Here is a 20,342-nt window from a genome sequence, read left to right as displayed (position 1 = left end):
GACGCCCCGTACAAGGCGTGCAGGGACCATGATGCCAGCACTTTGCAGGCTTTGTTCGGAGCTTGTCTCCTAAATACCCCTACGAGTACTATGAATTGGTCAGAGGGGGCTGCACACCGCAGCCGGAAAGAGACCGGAAGGCCTCGCGAGCGTTTTGGAGAGAACTATGTCCCAGACTCTGCTCCAGGTGAGCAATCTTTCAGCGGGCACCGAAGACAAGCCCATCCTGCACAATATCTCGCTCGAGGTGGGTGCAGGCGAGACCCATGTCCTCATGGGCCCGAATGGCGCCGGCAAGTCCACGCTCGGCCATGTGATCATGGGCGACCCGCAGTATATCGTGAGCGAAGGCAAGATCGTCTTCGACGGCCAGGACGTGACCGAGCTTGCTGCTGACAAGCGCTCGCTTGCCGGCATCTTCCTCTCCTACCAGGCACCGGTCGAGGTCCCTGGCGTTCCTCTCTACACGTTCCTGCGCACAATCACGCAGATGCGCCCCGAGCTCAAGACGACAGCACGCAAGTTCCGCCAGCGCGTGAACGAGATTGCCGATGAGCTCGATATGGACGAGTCGTTCCTGACGCGCGAGCTCAACGTCGGCTTCTCCGGCGGCGAGAAGAAGAAGATCGAGATGCTGCAGCTCCTGCTCCTGAAGCCGAAGCTGGCCATCCTCGACGAGACCGACTCCGGCCTCGACGTCGACGCCCTGAAGATCGTCTCCAAGGGCATCGAAGCCTACCGCAGGGACTGCGACGGCGCGCTTCTCATGATCACGCACAATACGCGCATCCTCGACAAGCTCTCTGTCGACCGCACCCATGTGATGGTCCACGGCAACCTCGTGGAAGAGGGCCCCGCCGACCTCATCACCGAAATCGACACCCACGGCTTCGGCCGCTTCGAGCAGGCACTCGAGAACTCCGAGAAGTCCCAGGAGGCGTGAGGCTGTGAGCGAGAAGAAGACACAGGTAGCGGATATCAACCGCTCCCTCTATGATTTCGTGAAGCCGGAGGAGGGCTACGAGCGCTACGCGAACGGCCTGACGCCGGATATCGTGCGTGCCATCTCCGAGAAGAAGGACGAGCCCGAGTGGATGCTCAAGAAGCGCCTTGAAGCGCTTGAGCTCTTCCAGGACATGAAGATGCCGGCAAACTGGGGCCCCTCCATCGCCCGCCTCGATATGGACCACATCTCCACGTATGTGAACCCGAAGACAAAGCAGGCCAGGAACTGGGACGACGTGCCGAAGGACATCAAGGACACGTTCGAGCGCCTCGGCATCCCGCAGGCAGAGCGTGACAGCCTCGCCGGCGTCGGCGCCCAGTACGACTCCGAGATCGTCTACCACAACATGCGCGACGAGGTCGCGAAGTACGGCGTCGTCTACACGACGATCGAGGATGCCATCCACGATCCGAAGTGGGAGCCTGTCGTTAAGCAGTACTTCGGCACGCTGATTCCGCCCACCGACCACAAGTTCGCAGCGCTCCACTACGCAGTCTGGTCCGGCGGCTCATTCGTCTATGTGCCGGCAGGTGTCACGGTCGAGTATCCGCTCCAGAGCTACTTCCGCCTGAACGCTTCCGGTGCCGGCCAGTTCGAGCACACGCTCATCATCGTCGAGCCCGGCGCGAACCTCCACTTCATCGAAGGCTGCTCGGCACCCAAGTACTATGAGGCAAACCTCCACGCCGGTGCCGTCGAGCTCTTCGTGAAGGATGGCGCACGTCTGCGCTATTCGACGATCGAGAACTGGTCGAAGAACATGTACAACCTCAACACGAAGCGCGCGACGATCGGCAAGGACGCCACGATGGAGTGGGTCTCCGGCTCCTTCGGAAGCCATGTCTCCTACCTCTACCCGACGACGATCCTCGCAGGCGACCGCTCGCACTGCGAGTTCACGGGCATCACGTTCGCAGGCGCCACGCAGGACCTCGACACCGGCTGCAAGGTGATCTTGAACGGCCGCGACACGACCGCTTCCGTCGAGACGAAGTCCATCTCCAAGGACGGCGGCATCAACACGTTCAGGAGCTCGGTCGTCGTTGGCAGGCACGCAGAGCATGCAAGGGCTACGGTCTCCTGCCAGTCCCTCATGCTCGACGACATCTCCCGCTCCGACACGATTCCTGCCATGGACGTGCGCTGCAGCTCCGCTTCTGTAGGCCACGAGGCAACAATCGGCCGCATCTCGGACGATACGATCCTCTACCTGATGAGCCGCGGCTGCTCCGAGCAGGAGGCAAGGACCATGGTCGTGAACGGATTCGCGAACCCGGTCTCCAAGGAGCTCCCGCTCGAATACGCCGTCGAGATGAACAACCTGATCAAGCTCGAGATGGAAGGAGCGATCGGCTGATGGCAGACACGCAAGAAGCGCTCACCACGCTCTCCCATATCAATGTTCCGCCTGCGCAGACGTGGAACTACCTCAAGATCGATGAGACCTCGCTTACGGTCCCTGCCGCCAAGGCGACAGGCGATGTCTATGCACGCCTCCCCCGTCTCTTCGATGCCCTTGAGTGCGGCATCGGCGAAGAGGCCGTCTCCTGGATCGAGGACGCTGCCAAGGACGCCACCTATATCGAGGTGCCGGCACACCATAAGCGCGAAGAGCCCATCGTCTGCGTCGTCGACGGCGACAAAGGCGAGGTAGCCGATACCGGCATCATGGTCCGCCATCACGCCGAGGCGACGATCGTCGTCGTCTCCCGTGGCGAGAAGGCAGATGCAGCTACCTCTGCGAACCTCGTGCGCGTCGTTGCAGAGCACGATGCCCAGGTCCATATCATCGAGATCATGGCGCTGCCTGAAAAGCACCAGCATCTCGAAGGCATCGGCATCCGTGCTGCAAGGAACGCTGTCGTCGATGTGCGCCAGTATGCGCTCGGCGGCGCAAAGGTCGCTGCCGGCCTGGCCGCTGACCTTGCCGAGGACAACGCCCGTTTCGACCTTGTGAGCCGCTACCTCGTGCGCGGACATGAGGAGCTCGACCTCACCCACACGGTGCGCCAGCGCGGCTGCAGCACCCGCTGCGACATGAACGCCTCCGGCCTTCTGGCAGACGCTGCCAAGAAGACCCTGCGCGAGACAATCGACCTCGTGCATGGCGGCAAGGGCTCCAAGGGCAACGAGCTCGAGACCGTGCTTGTCGAGGGCGACGATATCGTCAACAAGACGCTTCCTGTCATCCTCTGCGACGAGGAGGATGTCCAGGGCAACCACGGCGCCTCGATCGGCTCGATCAGCCCCGAGCAGGAGATGTATCTCGCTGCCCGCGGCCTCGGCGAAGACGGCGTCTCGAAGCTCTTTGCCCAATCCATCTTCGACGATGCCCTCATCCATGCGCCGGAGACGGCATCGCGCGAGGCGCTTGGCACCCGCATGAAGGCTGTGCTCAGCGAGGACGCCCTGGCAGATGCCCTGGCTGGACTTGCACTCGATAAGGAGGACTGATCATGGATATCGCCGATATCGCATCGAACCCGTTCAGGCAGGACTTCCCGCTTCTCTCAGCACAGCCCGGCCTTGCCTTCCTCGACTCTGCGGCCACGGCACAGCGCCCTGCCTCCGTGCTCGACGCCCAGCGTCACTTCTATGAGACGATGAACGCCAATCCCCTGCGTGGCCTCTACAAGCTCTCTGTCAAGGCGACAGAAGAGATCGACAAGACCCGCGAGCACATTGCCCGCTTCATCGGCGCCGTGAACGAGAAGGGCGAGCCCCAGGGCTCCGAGATCGTCTTCACGCGCAATGCGACCGAGGCCCTGAACCTTGTCGCCTGGACGCTCGGCCGCACGGTCCTGCATAAGGGCGACGAGGTCGTCGTCTCCATCATGGAGCACCATTCCAACATCATCCCCTGGCAGCAGGTCTGCGCCGCTACGGGCGCTACGCTCAAGTATCTGCGCTTCGATGATGACTTCCGCTTCACGGAAGAGGAACTCGAGAAGAAGATCGGCCCGAAGACGAAGATCGTGTCTGTGACGCAGGTCTCCAATGTCCTCGGCGTCGAGAACCCGATTGCCGACATCGCGAAGCATGCGCATGCGGTCGGTGCCTACATGGTCATCGACGGCGCCCAGTCCGTCCCGCATGTGAAGGTCGATGTGAAGGCGATGGATGCAGACCTTCTGGCCTTCTCCGGCCACAAGCTCGGCGGCCCCATGGGCATAGGCGTCCTCTGGGGCAAGGCAGACATCCTCGACAAGATGCCTCCGTTCCTCACAGGCGGCGAGATGATCGACTCCGTGACGGAGCAGGCCGCTGTCTGGGCGCCGGTACCGCAGAAGTTCGAGGCAGGCACGCAGGATGCTGCCGGCATCTATGCGACGGGTGCTGCAATCACCTACCTCGAAGACCATGACTTTGCAGCGCTCGAGACCCGCGAGCGCAAGCTTGCCCGCTACCTCACCGAGAAGCTCGAAGAGCTTCCCTTCATCGAGATGGTCGGTCCTGCCTCCCCTGACCGCCATGTCTCTGCCATCTCCTTCAATGTGAAGGGCATCCACCCGCATGATGTGGCATCGCTGCTCGATATGCGCAATGTCTGCATCCGCGCAGGCCATCACTGCGCGCAGCCGCTCCTGACCTCTATGGGCATCTCGAGCTGCTGCCGCGCCTCTGTTGCGTTCTACAATGAGAAGAAAGACATCGATCAGCTGATCGATGCACTCACATTCGTTTGGCAGGTGTTCCATGGAAGCAACTGATCTCTACAACGCCGAGTTCATCGACCATGTCGCCCATCCGGACTACAAGTACCAGATGAACGACCCGAGCATCGTGCATGAGGGCATCAACCCCTCCTGCGGCGACGATCTCACGCTGTCTGTGAAACTCGGAGATGACGGCAAGATCGAGGAGGCCGCCTATACGGGCCACGGCTGTGCCGTCTCCCAGGCTTCGGCCGACATGATGAGCGACCTTATGGTCGGCAAGACCCCCGAGGAAGCCATTCATCTGTGCGAGCTCTTCATGGGCATGGTGACCGGCAAGGTGACCGACGATGCGGAGCTCGACGAGCTCGACGAGGCAGCAAGCCTGAAGTCCGTCTCCCACATGCCGGCACGCGTCAAGTGCGCCGAGCTCTCCTGGAGGACGCTCGAGGAGATGCTCAAGGGGAACACTTCCCAGGCTTCCACGACGGAGGACAAGGACTAATCATGGCGGGGAACATGTTTTCCACCAAGGGCCGCTACGCCCTGCGTGCCATGGCAGACCTCGCCACACATGATGGCTGGGTCTCTCTCGGCGATGTCTCGAAGCGCCAGGGCATCTCGAGGAAGTACCTCGAGCAGGTCATTGCCCTCATGCATAAGGCAGGATACGTTGAGAGCCAGCGCGGCAAGGGAGGCGGCTACCGCCTCACGAGAAAGCCTGAGGACTACACGCTCGGCGAGATCCTGCGTGCAGCCGAAGGCTCGCTTGCCCCTGTCGCCTGCCTTGACTGCAGCACAGGAGATATCTGCTCGCACCTCAAGGACTGCCCCACGGTCATGATATACCGCGATCTTGGCAAGGTCACCTCGGAGTACCTCGACTCGAAGACGCTGCGCGATATCACGCTCTCGGCAGGCTTCACAAAGCTCACGCCGGAAGAGCTTGCGCTGCGCGAAGCGGAGGAGAAGCTCGAGGAACGCGACGCAAAGAAAGGCAAGGAGAAGTAGCCTTCCTTGAAGCAGCCTCATTGCATGCTGCAGGGCCCGGAGCAGCCGCTCCGGGCCCTTCTTCTATCAAAGAGGCGTCTTTTCTCCATGCAGGCCGCATCGATGCTCTCGCATGCTCTCAGAGCCTCATGCTGCATACACCATGCATGATCCGAAGCTCGATGAGCAGAACTATCGGCACATAGGAAAAGGCACGGAGGAGCAGATGCCCTTCCGTGCCTTTCTGGATGTCTCTTAGAGAAGATCCTAGCGGTAGGTGCCGACCATGATATAGCCGCCCCACACCCTTTCGGTCCTGACATAGACGCCAGGATACGGTGCATGGAGAATCGTGTTGTTGCCGACATAGATGCCCACGTGGCCGGAGTACCAGATGAGGTCGCCAGGCTGTGCCTGGGACAGCGGGATGGACGTGAAGTAGGCCATCTGTGCATCGGAGGAGTGCGGCAGCGAGATGCCAGCTGCTGCGTAGGCGACCATCGTGAGGCCGGAGCAGTCATAGCCGGAAGCAGAGGCGCCGCCCCACACGTACGGCGTGCCAAGCGCGCCATAGGCAACGCTCAGGATTGCAGAGCGCTGGGCGCTCGTGAGGCCACTTGCAGACGTATCGCTCGAGCTGCTGCTGTACGACGGCGTCGAAGGTGTAGCCGGCGTGCTCGGCGTAGACGGCGTGGACGGAGTCGATGGGGTGGACGGCGTCGTATCCGTGTTCGTATTGGTGTTGGTATTGGTGCCGCCATCGGTGTTCGAGCTCATGCCCGAAGCACCATTGTCAGACGTTCCGCCATTGCCCGTCGTAGCCGCATCGGACGAAGTGCCGTTCGAGGAGGAATCAAGTGCAGCCTGTGCGAGTTCGGAAGCATTGGCACCTGCATTGGCTGCGGTCTGCTGTGCGGCGGCAGCCTGTGCGTCGGCCTCTTCCTGTACAGCCGCCCTCACCTCATCGGAAAGGGATGCCACATAGGACTGCTGGTCGGAAATCTGGGACTGCAGGGACTCGGTCTGGGAAGACTTCTGTGCGACAAGCGACTCCTGCTGGCTCTTCTGTGCCTCGAGTTCGGACTGCTGATCCTTGAGCTCGTTCTGGAGCGTCTTCACCTGGCTGATAGCATTGGCGTCGGACTCTGCGACCTTGTCTGCATAGTAGATGCGGGAGAACAGGTCCTCGAAGCTGTCAGAGTCGAGCACGAGGGAGACGAGATTGACGCCGCCCGTCTTGTAGTTCGCGGAGACTCGCTTGCCGAGCGTGGCCTGAGCCTGCGAAAGCTCTTCCTGCTTGGAAGCGATATCGGAGTTGAGCTGGTCGATCTTCGACTGGGTGTCGTTCAGCTGGACGACGGTATTGTTGAGGTCCTCCTGTACAGCTGCCAGCTGGTAGCCCATCTGGGAGAGCTGAGAGTTCGCCTCATCGAGCTGCGTCTGCAGCGTCGCCGAGTCTTCGGCAAGGGCAGGAACCGAGATTGCCCCGAGGGTACCGCCGAACGTCAGCACGGAAGCGATTGCAAAAGCAACAGTCTTTCTGCGCGTCATGAAGCCCCTTTCGGTCATCATTCGTCCGAGAACATGATGTCCTCCGGCGTATACTAACGGTCTCAAGTCTAGCAGCATCGATTTTCAATGGAACCCTTTTGGGGCAATTCGAAGAATCCTGCGAACGTCTTCAACATACCTGAAATAGTATCTCGACATGAAAAAGGGGGTCGCACCGAAGTGCAGCCCCCTGCTCTGCGCCTGATTGGCACTGGGTTTGAAGCTTACTCCCAGCCCTTGCCCACGGAGCCGAACTCCTCCATGAGCTCCTTGGTGCGGTCGATGACGGCCTGCTTGCCAGGAGCGAGGAGCTTGCGCGGATCGTAGCCCTTGCCCTGCTGATCCTTGCCAGCCTCGATGTACTTGCGGGTAGCCTCAGCGAAGACGACCTGAAGGTCGGTGTTCACATTGACCTTGGAGACGCCGAGGGAGATTGCCTTCTTGACCTGGTCGACAGGAATGCCGGTGCCGCCGTGAAGGACGAGCGGAAGATCGCCGACCTTCTCCTTGATGGCTGCGAGGGCGTCGAACTGCAGGCCCTTCCAGTTTGCCGGATAGAGGCCGTGGATGTTGCCGATGCCGCAGGCGAGGAAGTCGACGCCGAGGTCAGCGATGACCTTGCACTCCTCAGGATCTGCGATCTCGCCCATGCCGGTGACGCCGTCCTCGGTACCGCCGATGCCGCCGACCTCAGCCTCGATGGAGATGCCCTTCTGGTGGGCAAGCTTCACGAGCTCCGTGGTGTGCTCGACGTTGATGTCGAAGGTCTCCTCGTGGGAGCCATCGTACATGATGGACGTGAAGCCAGCGTCCATTGCCTGGAAGCAGGCCTCATAGGTGCCGTGGTCGAGGTGAAGGGCCACAGGAACCGTGATGTTCATATTCTTGACGAGGTGGTTGACGATAGCAGCAACGACGTCGTAGCCGCCCTGATACTTTGCTGCACCCATGGAGCACTGGATGATCAGCGGGGACTGCTCCTCCTCAGCTGCGGTCAGGATTGCCTGGGCCCACTCGAGGTTGTTGGTGTTGAAAGCACCAAGGCCGTAGTGGCCCTTCTCGGCGGACTGGAGCATGTGCGTTGCATTGACAAGCATTGTTACCTCCGTTTGACAGAGCTGCAAACACTGGACAATTCAGATTTTACCGCTTTGCAGCACCTTTCATGCGCTGCAGTCAATACTGCATAAGATTTCGCCAGAAGGCGGCACAGGCCGAGCCAGAAGTCCTTCCCGAGCATAGAATCGCTTTACTTATGCACTGCAAAGTTGCAGGTAGACTTCCGTTTTGTCAAGATTTGCTGACGCTTTCATAGAGCAGCTGTAGAGAGTGGGCACGCCCTCCGTTTCTGCCTACTTTTTTGTCACACGCCGCCGCTATACTGAACGCTCCGAAAGACAACGACCCCTTGTCCATGGAGCCCATCCCTTTCCAAGGAGGCAGTATCCGTGTCTTACGAAGACAATGATGGCAAGACCCAGGTCTACAATCCCCAGGCCTATGGTTCGAACGATAGAACACAGACATTTAGTGCAAGCGACGAGACCCAGCAGGCAACGGTAGCAGATGCTCCGGCACTCCATGAGCTCTTCCCGGAGCACAAAGACGCTGATGCGACCGTCGTGGCACCGGGTGCCCAGGCAGCACGCATCCGCACCGCACATGCGCAGCATTCCCCCTACGCCTCTCAGGCGACGCAGAACTACGCCACCCAGAACCCCTACGGTGCGACGCAGAACTTCGCTTCCCAGAACCCCTACGGCGTCCAGGCAACGCAGAACATCTCCTCCCAGAGCCCATATGGCCAGGGCGGAGACGGAAACGATAGCGGCGATGGCAAGAAGGACAAGGGGATGTTCAGCGACATCTCGTTTGCCCAGGTGACTGCAACGGCGCTTGCCGCTGTCACCTCCACCCTCCTCTCCTCCCAGATCGGCATCGCCGGCTCCATCATCGGCGTCGGCCTCGGCGCTGCCGCCTCTGCGGTCGCGACCTCGATCTATAAGAACATCCTTTCCCGCTCTGCCGACAAGCTCAAGAGCCTCAAAGACAGCGGCGAAGAGCAGATCGAGGGTGTCATGGACTCCTCCGAGCTCGGAAGCTATGAGATCGGCCCTGACGGCCAGCGCATCGCTTCCGACTCCATGCTTGCGGCAGCCGACTCCCAGCGCAAGCGCCAGAAGCGCATCGCTATCGCTGTGACCTCCATTGCCGCTGTCGCCGCCGTCGCAATCGGCGCAGCTGTGATCAATGTCGCGACCGCAGGAAACGGCCTCGGCACGAAGACGACATTCGCCGCTCCTGCCCAGCAGAGCGAGAGCGCAGACGACACGAAGGCAGACGACCAGAAGACCGACGACAAGAAGACGGATACGACGTCTTCCGACAAGAACGCCACATCGTCTTCCAAGACATCGAACTCCGGCACGGGCACTACCTCGTCTACGAACTCCGGCACCTCGAGCACCGATGCGAATGATGAGAGCGCTTCTGGCACGAGCTCCTCGTCGAACAGCGGCACGTCAGGCACGGGCACGTCGAGCTCCACATCAAACAATTCAGGCTCCTCGAGCTCCAGCTCTTCGAGCTCGAATTCCGGCACGTCGAACTCTTCGAGCTCGAATTCCGGCACATCCTCTGATTCCTCGAGCTCGAACAGCTCCTCAAACTCAGGCACGAGCTCGGGTTCCAGCTCGACGGACAGCTCCAAGAGCTCGAGCAGCACGTCTGGCTCCGGCACATCGGGCACAGGCACGACCAGCTCCACGACGACAAGCTCCACGAACTCATAGCAAGCTGCCACAGCCTGGCATATCGAGGGCTGCATCTTTCGGGATGCGGCCCTTTTCTGTGCACAGCGCAACGCTCCTGGTTCCTGTGGCACAATGGATGCAGTTTTTATAAGCATCCATCAGCCGGAAAGAGGTTCCATGGAACGACCGAACGCATGGAAGGAATCGACGCAGGACGAGCGCCAGGAGGCGCTGCGTTTCTGCGAGGGATACAAGGCATTCATCAGCCAGAACAAGACCGAGCGCGAGTGCTGCGCGGCAGCAGCTGCGCTGGCAGAAGAGCAGGGCTACCGTGCACTCGATAGCCTCATCGCCGAGGGAGCAAAGCTCGTCTCCGGCGACAAGGTCTATGCCACGAACCACGGCAAGGCGCTCCTGCTCCTCGAGGTCGGCACGAAGCCTCTCGAGGAGGGACTCAACATCCTCGGCGCCCACATCGACTCGCCCCGGCTCGATGTGAAGCAGAACCCGCTCGAGGAGAAGTCGGGCCTTGCCTACCTTGACACGCACTACTACGGCGGCATCAAGAGCTATCAGTGGACTGCGCTGCCGCTCGCCCTTCACGGTGTCGTCTGCAAGAAGGACGGCACGAAGGTCCAGATCGCGCTCGGCGAAGACCCGTCCGACCCCGTCTTCTGCGTGACCGACCTTCTCCCCCATCTCGCGAAGGACCAGATGTCCAAGAAGGCAGCGGAGGCTGTCGAAGGCGAGATCCTGGACCTTCTTGTCGGCAATGAGCCGCTTGCCATCGAAGGAGACGCAGACGAGGCGAAGGACCCTGTCGCTGCACACGTCCTCTCGATCCTGAAAGAGCGCTACGCAATCGAGGAAGAGGACTTCCTCTCGGCCGAGCTCGAGATCGTGCCGGCAGGCGCTGCCAGAGACCTTGGCTTCGACCGCTCGATGATCCTGGCCTATGGCCAGGACGACCGCGTCTGCAGCTATCCGTCCCTTCTGGCCCAGCTCGAGAATCCGGTACCGGCACGCACGGCCGTCACGCTTCTCGTCGACAAGGAGGAGATTGGCTCTGTCGGCGCAACGGGCATGACGAGCAGCTTCTTCGAGGACACGATTGCAGAGGTGCTGGCACTTGCGGGCGAAACCTCGCCGCTTGCCTTGAGGCGCTGCCTCAGACACTCCCGCATGCTCTCGAGCGATGTATCGGCTGGCTTCGATCCGAGCTTTGCCTCGGTCTTCGAGACGAAGAATTCCTGCTTCCTCGGGCGTGGCCTCACGTTCAACAAGTACACAGGCTCGCGCGGCAAGGCTGGCTCGAACGATGCTGACGCGGAGTACCTGGCCCAGGTCCGCGCTGCCATGGACGAGGCAGACGTCAAGTGGCAGACAGCCGAGCTTGGCCGCGTCGACGCCGGTGGCGGCGGCACGATTGCCTACATCCTTGCCAAGTACGATATGGATGTCGTGGACTGCGGCGTGCCCGTGCTTTCGATGCATGCACCTTGGGAGGCAACGTCCAAGATCGACATCTTCAATGCCTACAAGGGCTACAAGGCCTTCCTCAAGACCGAGTAGAGCCATCTATGCATAGATAGGAAGAAGCGCTCCTGGAGACCACCTCCGGGAGCGCTTCTCTTTCTATCTGCAGCCAGTATCTGAAAAACTAGAGCGTCCTCAGCGCATCGACGAGCGCCGTCTTGCCGGCCGTCTTTGCGTCCTTCATCTTGATGACCTTGGCGGGGCAGCCAGCAACGACGGCGCCAGCCGGGACATCCTCAATCACGACAGCGCCGGCAGCGACGACGGCACCCTCGCCGACATGGACGCCTTCGATCACGACGGCGTTGGCGCCGATCATGACATTGTCCTCGATGATGACAGGGGTGGCAGAGGCAGGCTCGACGACGCCTGCAAGCACGGTGCCGGCACCGATGTGGCAGTGTGCGCCGACGGTGGCGCGGCCACCCAGGACGGCACCCATATCGATCATCGTGCCCTCGCCCACGACGGCACCGATATTGATGATGGCACCCATCATGATGACGGCGTTGTCGCCGATCTCGACCTTCTCGCGGATGATGGCACCCGGCTCGATGCGGGCATTCACGCCTTTGAGGTCGAGAAGTGCCACGCCGGAGTTCCTGCGGTCGCACTCGATCTCGATGTCCTCGATCTCTTCTGCATGCTCCTCGACGACGGGGGCAAGCTCTGCCCAGTCGCCGAAGACAATGGCGGTCTGGCCAGCATCGAAGACCTTGCTGTCTCCCCAGTCGAGCCAGTCCATCTCTGCCTCAGGCGCAAGCTTTATATAGAGCTTCACGGGCGTCTTCTTCGGAGCCGTAGCGATGTAGTCGATGATTTCCTGTGCGTCCATGGACGCTCCTTCCTGTCAGATACGTCTATTCTTCGTTATCCAGCCTATGCTCGATGGCCTCGAGCCTCTTGAAGACCGGCAGCACATCGAGCGTCGCGAAGTAGTCGAGCGGCGTCTCGGCACGGCGGATGAGCTCGACCGAACCGTCCTCCTTGAGCAGGAGCTCTGCCGAACGGAGCCGGCCATTGTAGTTGTAGCCCATCGAGTGGCCATGCGCACCCACATCGTGGATGAAGAGGAGGTCGCCCACCTTGACAGGCGGCAGCGCCCTGTGCGTCGCAAAGCGGTCGGAGTTCTCGCAGAGCATGCCCGTCACGCTGTAGCGCTCCGTTGCTGGCACATCCTCTTTCCCCATGACCGTGATGTGATGGTAGGCCCCATAGAGCATGGGGCGCATGAGGTTTGCCGCACAGGCATCGACACCCACATAGTCATCGTAGATATGCTTCATATGGAGCACTCTCGTGACGAGTCCCGCGTAGGGACCCATCATGAAGCGGCCAAGCTCGGTCGCGACAGCGACATCCCCCATGCCTTCCGGTACGAGGATCTCGTTGTATGCCTCCTCTACGCGCCTGCCGATGAGCGCGATATCGTTCGGCTCCTCTTCGGGCTTGTAGGGAATGCCGACGCCGCCCGAGAGGTTCACGAGCGTGACCTTCACGCCGAATGCCTTCTTCAGCTTCACGGCGAGCGTGAAGAGCAGGCGTGCGAGCGCCGGGTAGTAGTCGTTCGTGACCGTGTTGGAGGCAAGCAGGGCATGGAGGCCGAACTCCTTGACGCCAGCTTCGGAGAGCTCGCGCACGGCTTCGAAGATCTGCTCTTCGGTCATTCCGAACTTCGCATCCTCAGGAGAGCCGAAGATGCCATTTGCGAAGGCAAAGTCGCCGCCTGGATTGAACCTCAGGCTCACGAACTCAGGAAGCGGATCTGCCACCTTCTTCAGGAGCGCGATATGGGAGATATCGTCCAGATTCACGCCGGCACCGAGCTTGACGGCGTAGGCCATCTCCTCTTCCGGCGTATCGTTCGAGCTGAACATGATATCGCGGCCCGTGATGCCCAGAGCCTCTGCGAGCATGAGCTCTGCCTTGCTCGAGCAGTCGACGCCGAAGCCATACTCATGGAGCATGCTGATGAGGACAGGATTGGGCGTTGCCTTGATTGCGAAGAACTCCTTGTAGGCAGGATTCCACGAGAAGGCATCCTTGACGCGCTCGGCGCAGTCCCTGATCCCTTTCTCATCGTAGATATAGAACGGTGTCGGATAGCTCTTCGCTATCTCTTCGAGCTGCTCCTTCGTCGCGAAGGGATGTTTGGTCTGCACGCGGCGCCTCCCTGGATGCCTGATGTGGCTATCGATATGCACCTGCAATCGTATACGCATCCGATTATAGGGAGCGGGGCCAGAATGCTCCCGTCCCTGTAACAGAATGGATGCGCGGCGCCCACAGCGGCCCCACACGGCTGCATCACAATTGATGTAGCAACCTATCCATAGCACGGAAGGACCTTGCCTATGTCCAAAGAGCCGACTGCAGCAGACCTGCGCCAGTGGCGGCGCGACCTGCACCAGATACCAGAGACCGATTTCGACCTGCCTGAGACGCTTGCCTATATCGAGCACGAGCTCGAAGGCGTGAGGGATGCCCTCGTAGCCAGTGGGCAGAAAGCTGAGATCCTCCACCCCTGCCGCTCCACTGTCTGCCTCTTCCTCGACCGCGGAAGCGAGCACACGACAGCCCTCCGCTCCGATATGGATGCCTTGCCTGTCACAGAGACGACCGGCGTCCCCTTTGCCTCGACGCATCCGCACAAGATGCACGCCTGCGGACATGACGGACACATGGCAATGCTTCTGGGACTCGCGCACCATATTGTCACCTGTGCAGATGAGCTTCCCCGCTCGGTGCTCCTCGTCTTCCAGCCGGCAGAGGAGACGACGGGAGGCGCCCGGATTATCTGCGAGTCGGGCATCTTCAGGAAGGTCCATGCGGACAGAATCTTCGGCTTCCATCTCTGGCCCGATCTTCCGAAAGGCACGCTTGCCTCAAAGCCAGGACCTCTTCTGGCAGGCTCGCATGAGACCGACGTCACGTTCCTGGGCAAGGCGTCCCATATCGCGAAAGCAGACCAGGGAGCAGATGCCCTCTCTGCTGCCTGTCGCTTCCAGCGTGCGGCTGCAGACCTCCTCGAGGAACGCAGGGCAGTGGAGCCCTGCATCCTGAAGTTCGGCCGCATGGAGGCGGGTTCTGTCAGAAACCAGATTGCCGATACGGCTAAGCTCGAAGGCTCCTTGCGCATCTTCTCCGACGCAATGGACACGCGCCTTCAGGACGAGGTCAAAGATCTCGCTGCCAGAGCCGCAGAGGACGAGCGCTGCACCTCCGAGGTCCACTTCTCCCAGGGCTATCCCCCGGTCACGAACGACCCAGGCCTCTTCCAGAAGGCGCTTGCCGCGCTTCCCGAGCTCGAGCTTCTGCCCGAGCCGCTCCTTATTGCCGAAGACTTTGCCTGGTACCAGCGCTACCTTCCCGGCGTCTTCCTGCTTCTCGGCACCGGCGAGAAGACGCCGCTCCATGCTGCAGACTTCAACTTCGACGAGTCGATCTTGACGGTGGGCCTTTCTGCCTACGAGCGCCTGATCCGCATGCCATAAGGGCGGATGGCAAGGACAGCGGAAAACACGAGAGGGCAGCCGGCTGGCTGCCCTCTCTTCATGTCCATCTGCTTTTCTGCTCCAGCTTGCGAACTCAGATCCTCTGCAGGCTTCCCACGAAGGACGCAAGACGGCGGAGACCCTCCTTGAGCGTCTCCTCGTCTGTCGCATATGAGATGCGTACATGGCCGGCACAGCCAAAGCAGGTGCCCGGCACGAGGGCAACCCCTGCCTCCTTGATGGCACGGGTGCAGAAGCGCTCCGCACCGATATGGCTCCCATCTGTATCTGCAAGCCCTGCGACCGATGGGAATGCATAGAAGGCGCCTTCTGGCACGACGCAGGGAAGGCCCATCTCCTGGAGCGCTGCAATCGTGATGTCGCGCCGCCTCTCGTAGCTCTGCCTGAAGGGCTCCACATCGCTTGCCAGCGCCCTGGCAGCGGCGTCCTGCGTGAATGCGACGACGCTCGAGATGGCATACATGTGGACCATCGAAAGGGCAGGCATGAGGGGCTCTGGCGCCGCAAGCCACCCCAGGCGCCAGCCAGTCATGGCATAGGGCTTCGAGAAGCTGTTCACGACGATTGTCCGGTCCGCAAGCTCCGGATAGCTCTCGGCAAAGCCCGTGAACTCGTCCGTATAGACAAGCCGCTCATACACATTGTCGCAGATCACATAGAAGTCATGCTCACGGGCCAGCTCAGCCACAGCAGCCAGGCTTTCCTTCGTGAGCACGGTGCCTGTCGGATTCAGGGGCGAGTTCAGGATGATGGCCTTGGTCTTGGGGCCCACAAGAGCAGCGAGCTTTTCCTTCCCTATCTGGAAGCTGTCCTCTGACGTATCGAGCGTTATGGGATTCGCGCGGCAGATGCGCGCGATTGCATCGTAGAGGAGGAATGCCGGCGTGGGGATGATGAAGTCATCGCCCGGCTCCAGAATCGTCGTGAGGATCGTATAGATGGCCTCGGTCGCGCCCGAGGTGACGATGACCTGCTCCGGCGAAAACGCAAGGTCGCGCCCTGCCATGTAGGATGAGATGGCTTCCCTGAGCTCAGCTGTGCCATTGTTCGGCGGATAGTGGGTCTTGCCCTCTTCGAGCGAATGTGCAACCTCTGCACGGATGGGAGCAGGCGTCGTCTCCCCCGGCTCGCCGAGCGTGAGCGAGATGCACCCCGGCGTCTCATGCGCGAGACGTGCAAACTGGCGGATGCCCGAAGGCTTGAGCGTGGAGAGCGCCGAATTGAGCGTAAGCGGCATGAAAAAGTCCCTTCATCGGATATGGACATCCATTATCCTCCGAAGGGACCTTGCGCACATCAGATCGCTGACACTGCCATCAACTTGTAGCGTTGGCACCCAGAAGCTCGAGCACCTGCTTCTTGCAGGAGAGGAAGTCATCTGTGAGCGCGAAAGCAGAAGCGGAGAGATCTCCTCTTGGCACGGCAATCTCGCCGACAAGGTGGCTCGGCCTGCCTTCTGAGGGGTTGCCGCCGAGGACATAGATCCTTCGTGCCATGCTCACTGCCTCGTCGACATCGTGCGTGATCATGAGGGTCGCATATCCGAGCTCCTCTGCCATGCTGCAGTACCAGCTCCTCATGTCTGCTCTCGTCAAGGCGTCCAAAGCGCTGAACGGCTCGTCCAGAAGCATCACATCGTTGCCCATGAGGTAGGTGCGCAGGAACGCCGCACGCTGGCGCATGCCGCCCGAAAGCTCCGAGGGCCACTTCTTCTGCGTCCCCTCAAGGCCGAAGCGGCCGAAGAGCGGAGCCGCCTTGGCACGTGCCTCCTCTTTCTTCATGCCTCCGAGCACGAGCGACAGGGAGACATTGTCCTCGATTGTCTTGTGTGGCAGCAGGAGATCCTTCTGGAGCATGTAGCTCACCTTGCCCGGATGCCCCGTGACGTCTGTCCCATGCAGGAGCACGCGGCCCGCATCGGGGACGGTGAGTCCTGAGAGGGCGTGGAGGATTGTCGTCTTGCCGCAGCCGGAGCGTCCGACGAGGCAGACGACCTCTCCTGGCGCTACCGACATGCTCACATGAGAGACGACTGTATGGACCCCATCCCAGGAAAGGACGAGATCGTCGGCTTCGAGCGCTGGCGTATTTGCCGATTCTGCCATGGCCTCAAGCCTCGAGGTAGTCCATCGTCCAGCCGGCATTGACATCGAGCTTGTTCGTGACAAGGTCGTTGTCGTTGAGCCACTGGAAGTAGGCTGCCCAGCGGTCGGCGTCGATGATGCCCCAGGAGGAGGCATCTGCCTGGTACTGGCCAGCAAGATAGGTCTGGCTCTTCTTCACGAGGGCAGAGTCGAGCTCCGGCACCTCTTCGAGCAGGATATCCGCCGCCTCGTCCGGATTCTCGATTGCGTACTCGTAGCCCTTCTTCGCAGCGCGCACGAAGGCAGCAACCGTATCCGGATTCTCCTTGCAGAAGTCGTTGTTCGCAGCGAGGACCGGCGTATAAAAGTCGAAGACCGGATCCATCGAGATGAAGCTGAAGTAGTTCACCGGATAGTCCTGGACCGCAGCATTCTGCACAGCCCATCCCTCATAGACCCAGACGCAGTCGAACATGTTCGCCTTGAGGCCACTGACCTCGTCGTCCACGGAGTAGGCAACCATCTTGAGCTTCGAGAAGTCGCCGCCGTCTGCCTCCATGACCTGCTTGATCGTCGCCTGCTCGACCGGCATGTCCCACGTCGCATAGACATGGTCTTCCATCTTCTTTGCGGACGTGATGCCATCCTCCTGGCGGCTCATGATGCCAGAGGTGTTGTGCTGGATGATGGCAGCGACTGCCTGGATTGGAAGCGGATTGTCAGAGGCAAGGGCATTGGCAATGTAGTCCTGGTAGGAGACGCCCATCTGCGCCTGGCCCGAGCCGATCAGGGCCTCTGCGGTATCGTCTGCCGGCTGGATGATCGAGACATCGAGACCTTCATCGGCAAACCAGCCCTTCTTCTGGGCGACGTAGATGCCGGTGTGGTTCGTGTTCGGGGTGTAGTCGAGGCAGAAGTCGATATGCGTCGTTTCGGATGAATCCGAAGACGAGGAAGCAGACGAGCTCTGCGACTGGGACTGGGCACCGGAGTTGTCATAGGATCCGCAGGCGGCAAGAGCGCTCGTGCAGGCAAGGGCGCCTGCTCCCAAAAATGCGCGGCGGGAGAGATTCTTCATTTTCTGTTCTTCCTTTCTGCCTTGAGCCAAGGCATGGTGAGTTTCTGGAGTGCATCGACGCCCTTCATGAGGAGAAGGGAGAGGGCCGAGATCAGGATGATCACGGCAAACATGCGGTCATAGGAGAACGACTTCCTGACGCGTGTCATGTACACGCCGAGTCCGCTGAAGCCGCCGAGCCACTCGGCGATGACAGCACCGACGATTGCGTAGGTAGCTGAGATGCGAAGGCCGCTATAGAACTCATTCAGTGCTGCCGGCAGCTTCACCTGCCAGAAGATCTGCCACCGGCTTGCGTTCATCGTACGCATGAGGTCGAGGAGATCGGGGTCGACCGAGCGAAATCCCGAGACAAGCGATACCGTCACGGGGAAGAAGGTGGAGATAACGACGAGGACGATCTTCGGGGCAAGGCCGTAGCCGAACCAGAGGACGAGAAGCGGCGCGATTGCGACGGTGGGAATCGTCTGGCTGATCGTGACGAGAGGATTGAGCGCCAGTGCCACGCCCTCGAAGCGGTCCATCAGCACTGCCACGACAAAGCCGACGGCGACGCCGATAACGAGGCCCAGGATGGACTCGACAAGCGTCGTCACGGAGTGCGAGGCAAGAAGCCCTGCATCGGTCACAAGCGCCGTGATGACCTGGGTCGGGCTCGGCAGAAGAAAGTTCGGGATGAGGCCGACCACGACGACAAGCTGCCAGATTGCAAGGATCGCCAGTATCGTCAATGCAGGAATCATGACGGCACGGCGGTGCGCACGCTTCCTGCGCTTGGCAAGCAGCTCCTCTGCCTTCTTCTCCGTCTCTTCGGAGACATCCTCGCTAGGCAACGTCTTCGCTCCTGTCCTGGAACTCGCTGTCCGTGGGATGGTACTTCCCCACCTTGTGCTCTGTGGTCATTACGTCGCCCTCGGAGCGGTAGTCGATCTTCACATAGGTCGCCACATGCTTGCAGCCGGCCTTGGCGCCGACGAGCTGGCACTGCTTCACGATCTCCATGCACTCGTCGTAATCGCCCTCGATAGCGGTCTCGAAGGGCCCTACGAAGTAGTCGATGCCCGTGGAGTCGATGTAGGCGATGACCGCATCGACGATGCGGCATACCTCTTCGTCGGTTGCCGCATCGAGCGGCAGATACTGGATTGCGACAGAGCAGTTCATGCATATCCTTTCCGGGCACCAAAAAGGCGCCCTGCATCACGTAAGGCGCCCGAACAGGTTGCTCTGGTCCCTACGCCGGCATTATCCGGATCAGGTAATTGGGTCGTGGCAGAAGGTGCCACCTCTCAGCCGGGCCATAGTCCCAGCTCCCCCATGTCAAGGCCATTATAGCGCGCGCACAGTCCATCACAAACACCCAGGCAGATTGGGTCATATGACCGTTTGTGACGTAGGCTGACACGAGTGCTTTCTCGTCCGCGGAGTCCGGAAACGCAGTCCATCTGGATGTGCCAGGAGTCCACCACGTTAGCCTAATTGACGCCTCCTAGATGGATTCTTGGGCTCGACAGTCCATCTAGGAACGGAATCCATCTGGGAGGTATCTCGGCACTACCCAGTTACGGAAACCCGGACGTCGCCGCGGGCCATCAGGTCCCGCAGCGACGCCGCAGCAGACGGGAGGCATGTCATGACGAAGTACTCGGAGGGCTCGGTAAGGCACATAGACGGCGACCGCTGGCAGGCGAGGTTCTGCTACTACGGACGCGACCAGTACGACCGGGAGGTGCGCAAGTACGTGTCCAGGAACTTCCGCTCGACGAGCCAGCGCGCCGCCCAGAGGGAGAAGCGCCACATCCGCGAGCAGCTGGAGCGCGAGGCCGTCATGGGCGACCTGCTGGAGAAGCAGAGGAAGGAGGACGTCCCTCGGATCTGCGACTTCATGCCGGAGAGCATCAACCAGATGGAGGCCAACAGGCTCATCGCCTCGAGCACGGCCACCAAGTACCGCAGCGAGGTCGACGTGATCAGGAGGCACCTGGGCAACATGCGCATCAACGAGATCACCACCAGGACCGTGAAGGCGCTGGACGCCGAGCTCCTGAAGGAGGGCTACGTCGCCGATACCGTGGCGAGGATCCACAACAGCCTCAAGCGGCAACCTCGCGGACGCCGTGGAGGCCGGCTACATCCGCCTCGAGTCCTCTCGCCTCATTGATTCGAGGACCTG

The 20,342-nt window shown here is 60.7% G+C and carries 19 protein-coding genes and 1 riboswitch; of the genes, 10 read left to right on the top strand and 9 right to left on the bottom strand.

The features are described 5' to 3' along the window. Positions 1-166 precede the first annotated feature (166 nt). Genes sufC through ABVS03_RS04390 form a run of 6 tightly spaced genes read left to right on the top strand, consistent with a single transcriptional unit; the run spans position 167 to position 5,673 of the window. Positions 167-943, top strand: coding sequence for a Fe-S cluster assembly ATPase SufC (gene sufC / locus ABVS03_RS04415; protein ID WP_368018196.1), 777 nt, complete (start codon positions 167-169; stop codon positions 941-943). A gap of 4 nt (positions 944-947) precedes the next feature. Continuing rightward, positions 948-2,363 carry a Fe-S cluster assembly protein SufB gene (gene sufB, locus ABVS03_RS04410; protein ID WP_330971853.1) on the top strand — a complete coding sequence of 472 codons (1,416 nt, stop codon included), beginning with the start codon at positions 948-950 and terminating at the stop codon, positions 2,361-2,363. Further along, positions 2,363-3,460: a SufD family Fe-S cluster assembly protein gene (locus ABVS03_RS04405; protein WP_368018195.1), complete on the top strand. Its 1,098-nt coding sequence runs from the start codon at positions 2,363-2,365 to the stop codon at positions 3,458-3,460. The genes sufB and ABVS03_RS04405 overlap by 1 nt, the downstream gene beginning before the upstream one ends. A 2-nt stretch (positions 3,461-3,462) precedes the next feature. Then, positions 3,463-4,716 carry an aminotransferase class V-fold PLP-dependent enzyme gene (locus tag ABVS03_RS04400; RefSeq protein WP_368018194.1) on the top strand — a complete coding sequence of 418 codons (1,254 nt, stop codon included), beginning with the start codon at positions 3,463-3,465 and terminating at the stop codon, positions 4,714-4,716. Next, positions 4,703-5,167 carry a Fe-S cluster assembly sulfur transfer protein SufU gene (gene sufU, locus ABVS03_RS04395; RefSeq protein ID WP_330971856.1) on the top strand — a complete coding sequence of 155 codons (465 nt, stop codon included), beginning with the start codon at positions 4,703-4,705 and terminating at the stop codon, positions 5,165-5,167. Before ABVS03_RS04400 ends, sufU begins: the two co-directional genes overlap by 14 nt. A 2-nt stretch (positions 5,168-5,169) precedes the next feature. Continuing rightward, positions 5,170-5,673 (top strand): Rrf2 family transcriptional regulator, encoded by a 504-nt coding sequence (locus tag ABVS03_RS04390; RefSeq protein WP_330971857.1) that lies wholly within the window; start codon positions 5,170-5,172, stop codon positions 5,671-5,673. 246 nt (positions 5,674-5,919) lie between these two features. Here ABVS03_RS04390 and ABVS03_RS04385 read toward each other — a convergent pair whose 3' ends face one another. Then, the gene (locus ABVS03_RS04385; protein ID WP_368018193.1) at positions 5,920-7,203 is read right to left on the bottom strand and encodes an NlpC/P60 family protein; all 1,284 of its coding nucleotides are present in this window, start codon (positions 7,201-7,203) and stop codon (positions 5,920-5,922) included. 224 nt (positions 7,204-7,427) lie between these two features. Next, complete coding sequence (gene fba / locus ABVS03_RS04380) at positions 7,428-8,300, bottom strand: class II fructose-1,6-bisphosphate aldolase (protein WP_330971859.1); 873 nt, start codon at positions 8,298-8,300, stop codon at positions 7,428-7,430. A 351-nt stretch (positions 8,301-8,651) separates the two neighbouring features. Here fba and ABVS03_RS04375 point away from each other — a divergent pair, with 351 nt between their 5' ends. Continuing rightward, entirely contained in the window at positions 8,652-9,995 is a 1,344-nt protein-coding gene (locus tag ABVS03_RS04375; protein WP_368018192.1) for a hypothetical protein, read from the top strand. A gap of 138 nt (positions 9,996-10,133) precedes the next feature. After that, complete coding sequence (locus ABVS03_RS04370) at positions 10,134-11,528, top strand: aminopeptidase (RefSeq protein ID WP_368018191.1); 1,395 nt, start codon at positions 10,134-10,136, stop codon at positions 11,526-11,528. Between the two features lie 88 nt (positions 11,529-11,616). Here the strand turns inward: ABVS03_RS04370 and dapD are convergent, their stop codons facing one another. Next, positions 11,617-12,327, bottom strand: coding sequence for a 2,3,4,5-tetrahydropyridine-2,6-dicarboxylate N-acetyltransferase (dapD, locus tag ABVS03_RS04365; protein WP_330971862.1), 711 nt, complete (start codon positions 12,325-12,327; stop codon positions 11,617-11,619). 25 nt (positions 12,328-12,352) lie between these two features. After that, a complete protein-coding gene (locus ABVS03_RS04360; protein WP_368018190.1) occupies positions 12,353-13,654 on the bottom strand; it encodes a diaminopimelate decarboxylase in 1,302 nt (433 codons plus the stop codon). A 192-nt stretch (positions 13,655-13,846) separates the two neighbouring features. On the opposite strand from ABVS03_RS04360, the gene ABVS03_RS04355 reads away from it, so the two are divergent. After that, positions 13,847-14,986, top strand: coding sequence for an amidohydrolase (locus tag ABVS03_RS04355; RefSeq protein WP_368018189.1), 1,140 nt, complete (start codon positions 13,847-13,849; stop codon positions 14,984-14,986). Positions 14,987-15,080: 94 nt separating this feature from the next. Here ABVS03_RS04355 and ABVS03_RS04350 read toward each other — a convergent pair whose 3' ends face one another. The 5 genes from ABVS03_RS04350 to ABVS03_RS04330 all read right to left on the bottom strand — a co-directional run bounded on the left by ABVS03_RS04350 (position 15,081) and on the right by ABVS03_RS04330 (position 19,333). Continuing rightward, a complete protein-coding gene (locus ABVS03_RS04350; protein WP_368018188.1) occupies positions 15,081-16,244 on the bottom strand; it encodes a pyridoxal phosphate-dependent aminotransferase in 1,164 nt (387 codons plus the stop codon). Positions 16,245-16,323: 79 nt separating this feature from the next. Next, the gene (locus ABVS03_RS04345; protein ID WP_368018187.1) at positions 16,324-17,112 is read right to left on the bottom strand and encodes an ABC transporter ATP-binding protein; all 789 of its coding nucleotides are present in this window, start codon (positions 17,110-17,112) and stop codon (positions 16,324-16,326) included. A gap of 4 nt (positions 17,113-17,116) precedes the next feature. Further along, positions 17,117-18,169 carry an ABC transporter substrate-binding protein gene (locus ABVS03_RS04340; protein WP_368018186.1) on the bottom strand — a complete coding sequence of 351 codons (1,053 nt, stop codon included), beginning with the start codon at positions 18,167-18,169 and terminating at the stop codon, positions 17,117-17,119. Beyond that, positions 18,166-18,912 carry an ABC transporter permease gene (locus ABVS03_RS04335; protein WP_330971879.1) on the bottom strand — a complete coding sequence of 249 codons (747 nt, stop codon included), beginning with the start codon at positions 18,910-18,912 and terminating at the stop codon, positions 18,166-18,168. The genes ABVS03_RS04340 and ABVS03_RS04335 overlap by 4 nt, the downstream gene beginning before the upstream one ends. 82 nt (positions 18,913-18,994) lie before the next feature. Then, positions 18,995-19,333 carry an MTH1187 family thiamine-binding protein gene (locus ABVS03_RS04330; RefSeq protein ID WP_368018185.1) on the bottom strand — a complete coding sequence of 113 codons (339 nt, stop codon included), beginning with the start codon at positions 19,331-19,333 and terminating at the stop codon, positions 18,995-18,997. 50 nt (positions 19,334-19,383) lie between these two features. Continuing rightward, positions 19,384-19,495, bottom strand: a riboswitch (TPP riboswitch). Positions 19,496-19,802: 307 nt separating this feature from the next. Between ABVS03_RS04330 and ABVS03_RS04325 the strand changes: the two genes are divergently transcribed. Further along, positions 19,803-20,330 (top strand): hypothetical protein, encoded by a 528-nt coding sequence (locus ABVS03_RS04325; RefSeq protein ID WP_368018184.1) that lies wholly within the window; start codon positions 19,803-19,805, stop codon positions 20,328-20,330. Positions 20,331-20,342 lie beyond the last annotated feature (12 nt).

The organism is Olsenella sp. AGMB03486 (assembly GCF_040884255.1).
In the GTDB taxonomy this organism is placed as follows: domain Bacteria; phylum Actinomycetota; class Coriobacteriia; order Coriobacteriales; family Atopobiaceae; genus Olsenella_L; species Olsenella_L kribbiana.
The sequence above is the reverse complement of the archived record's forward strand: the minus strand, read 5'-3'. Positions and strand labels throughout refer to the sequence as shown.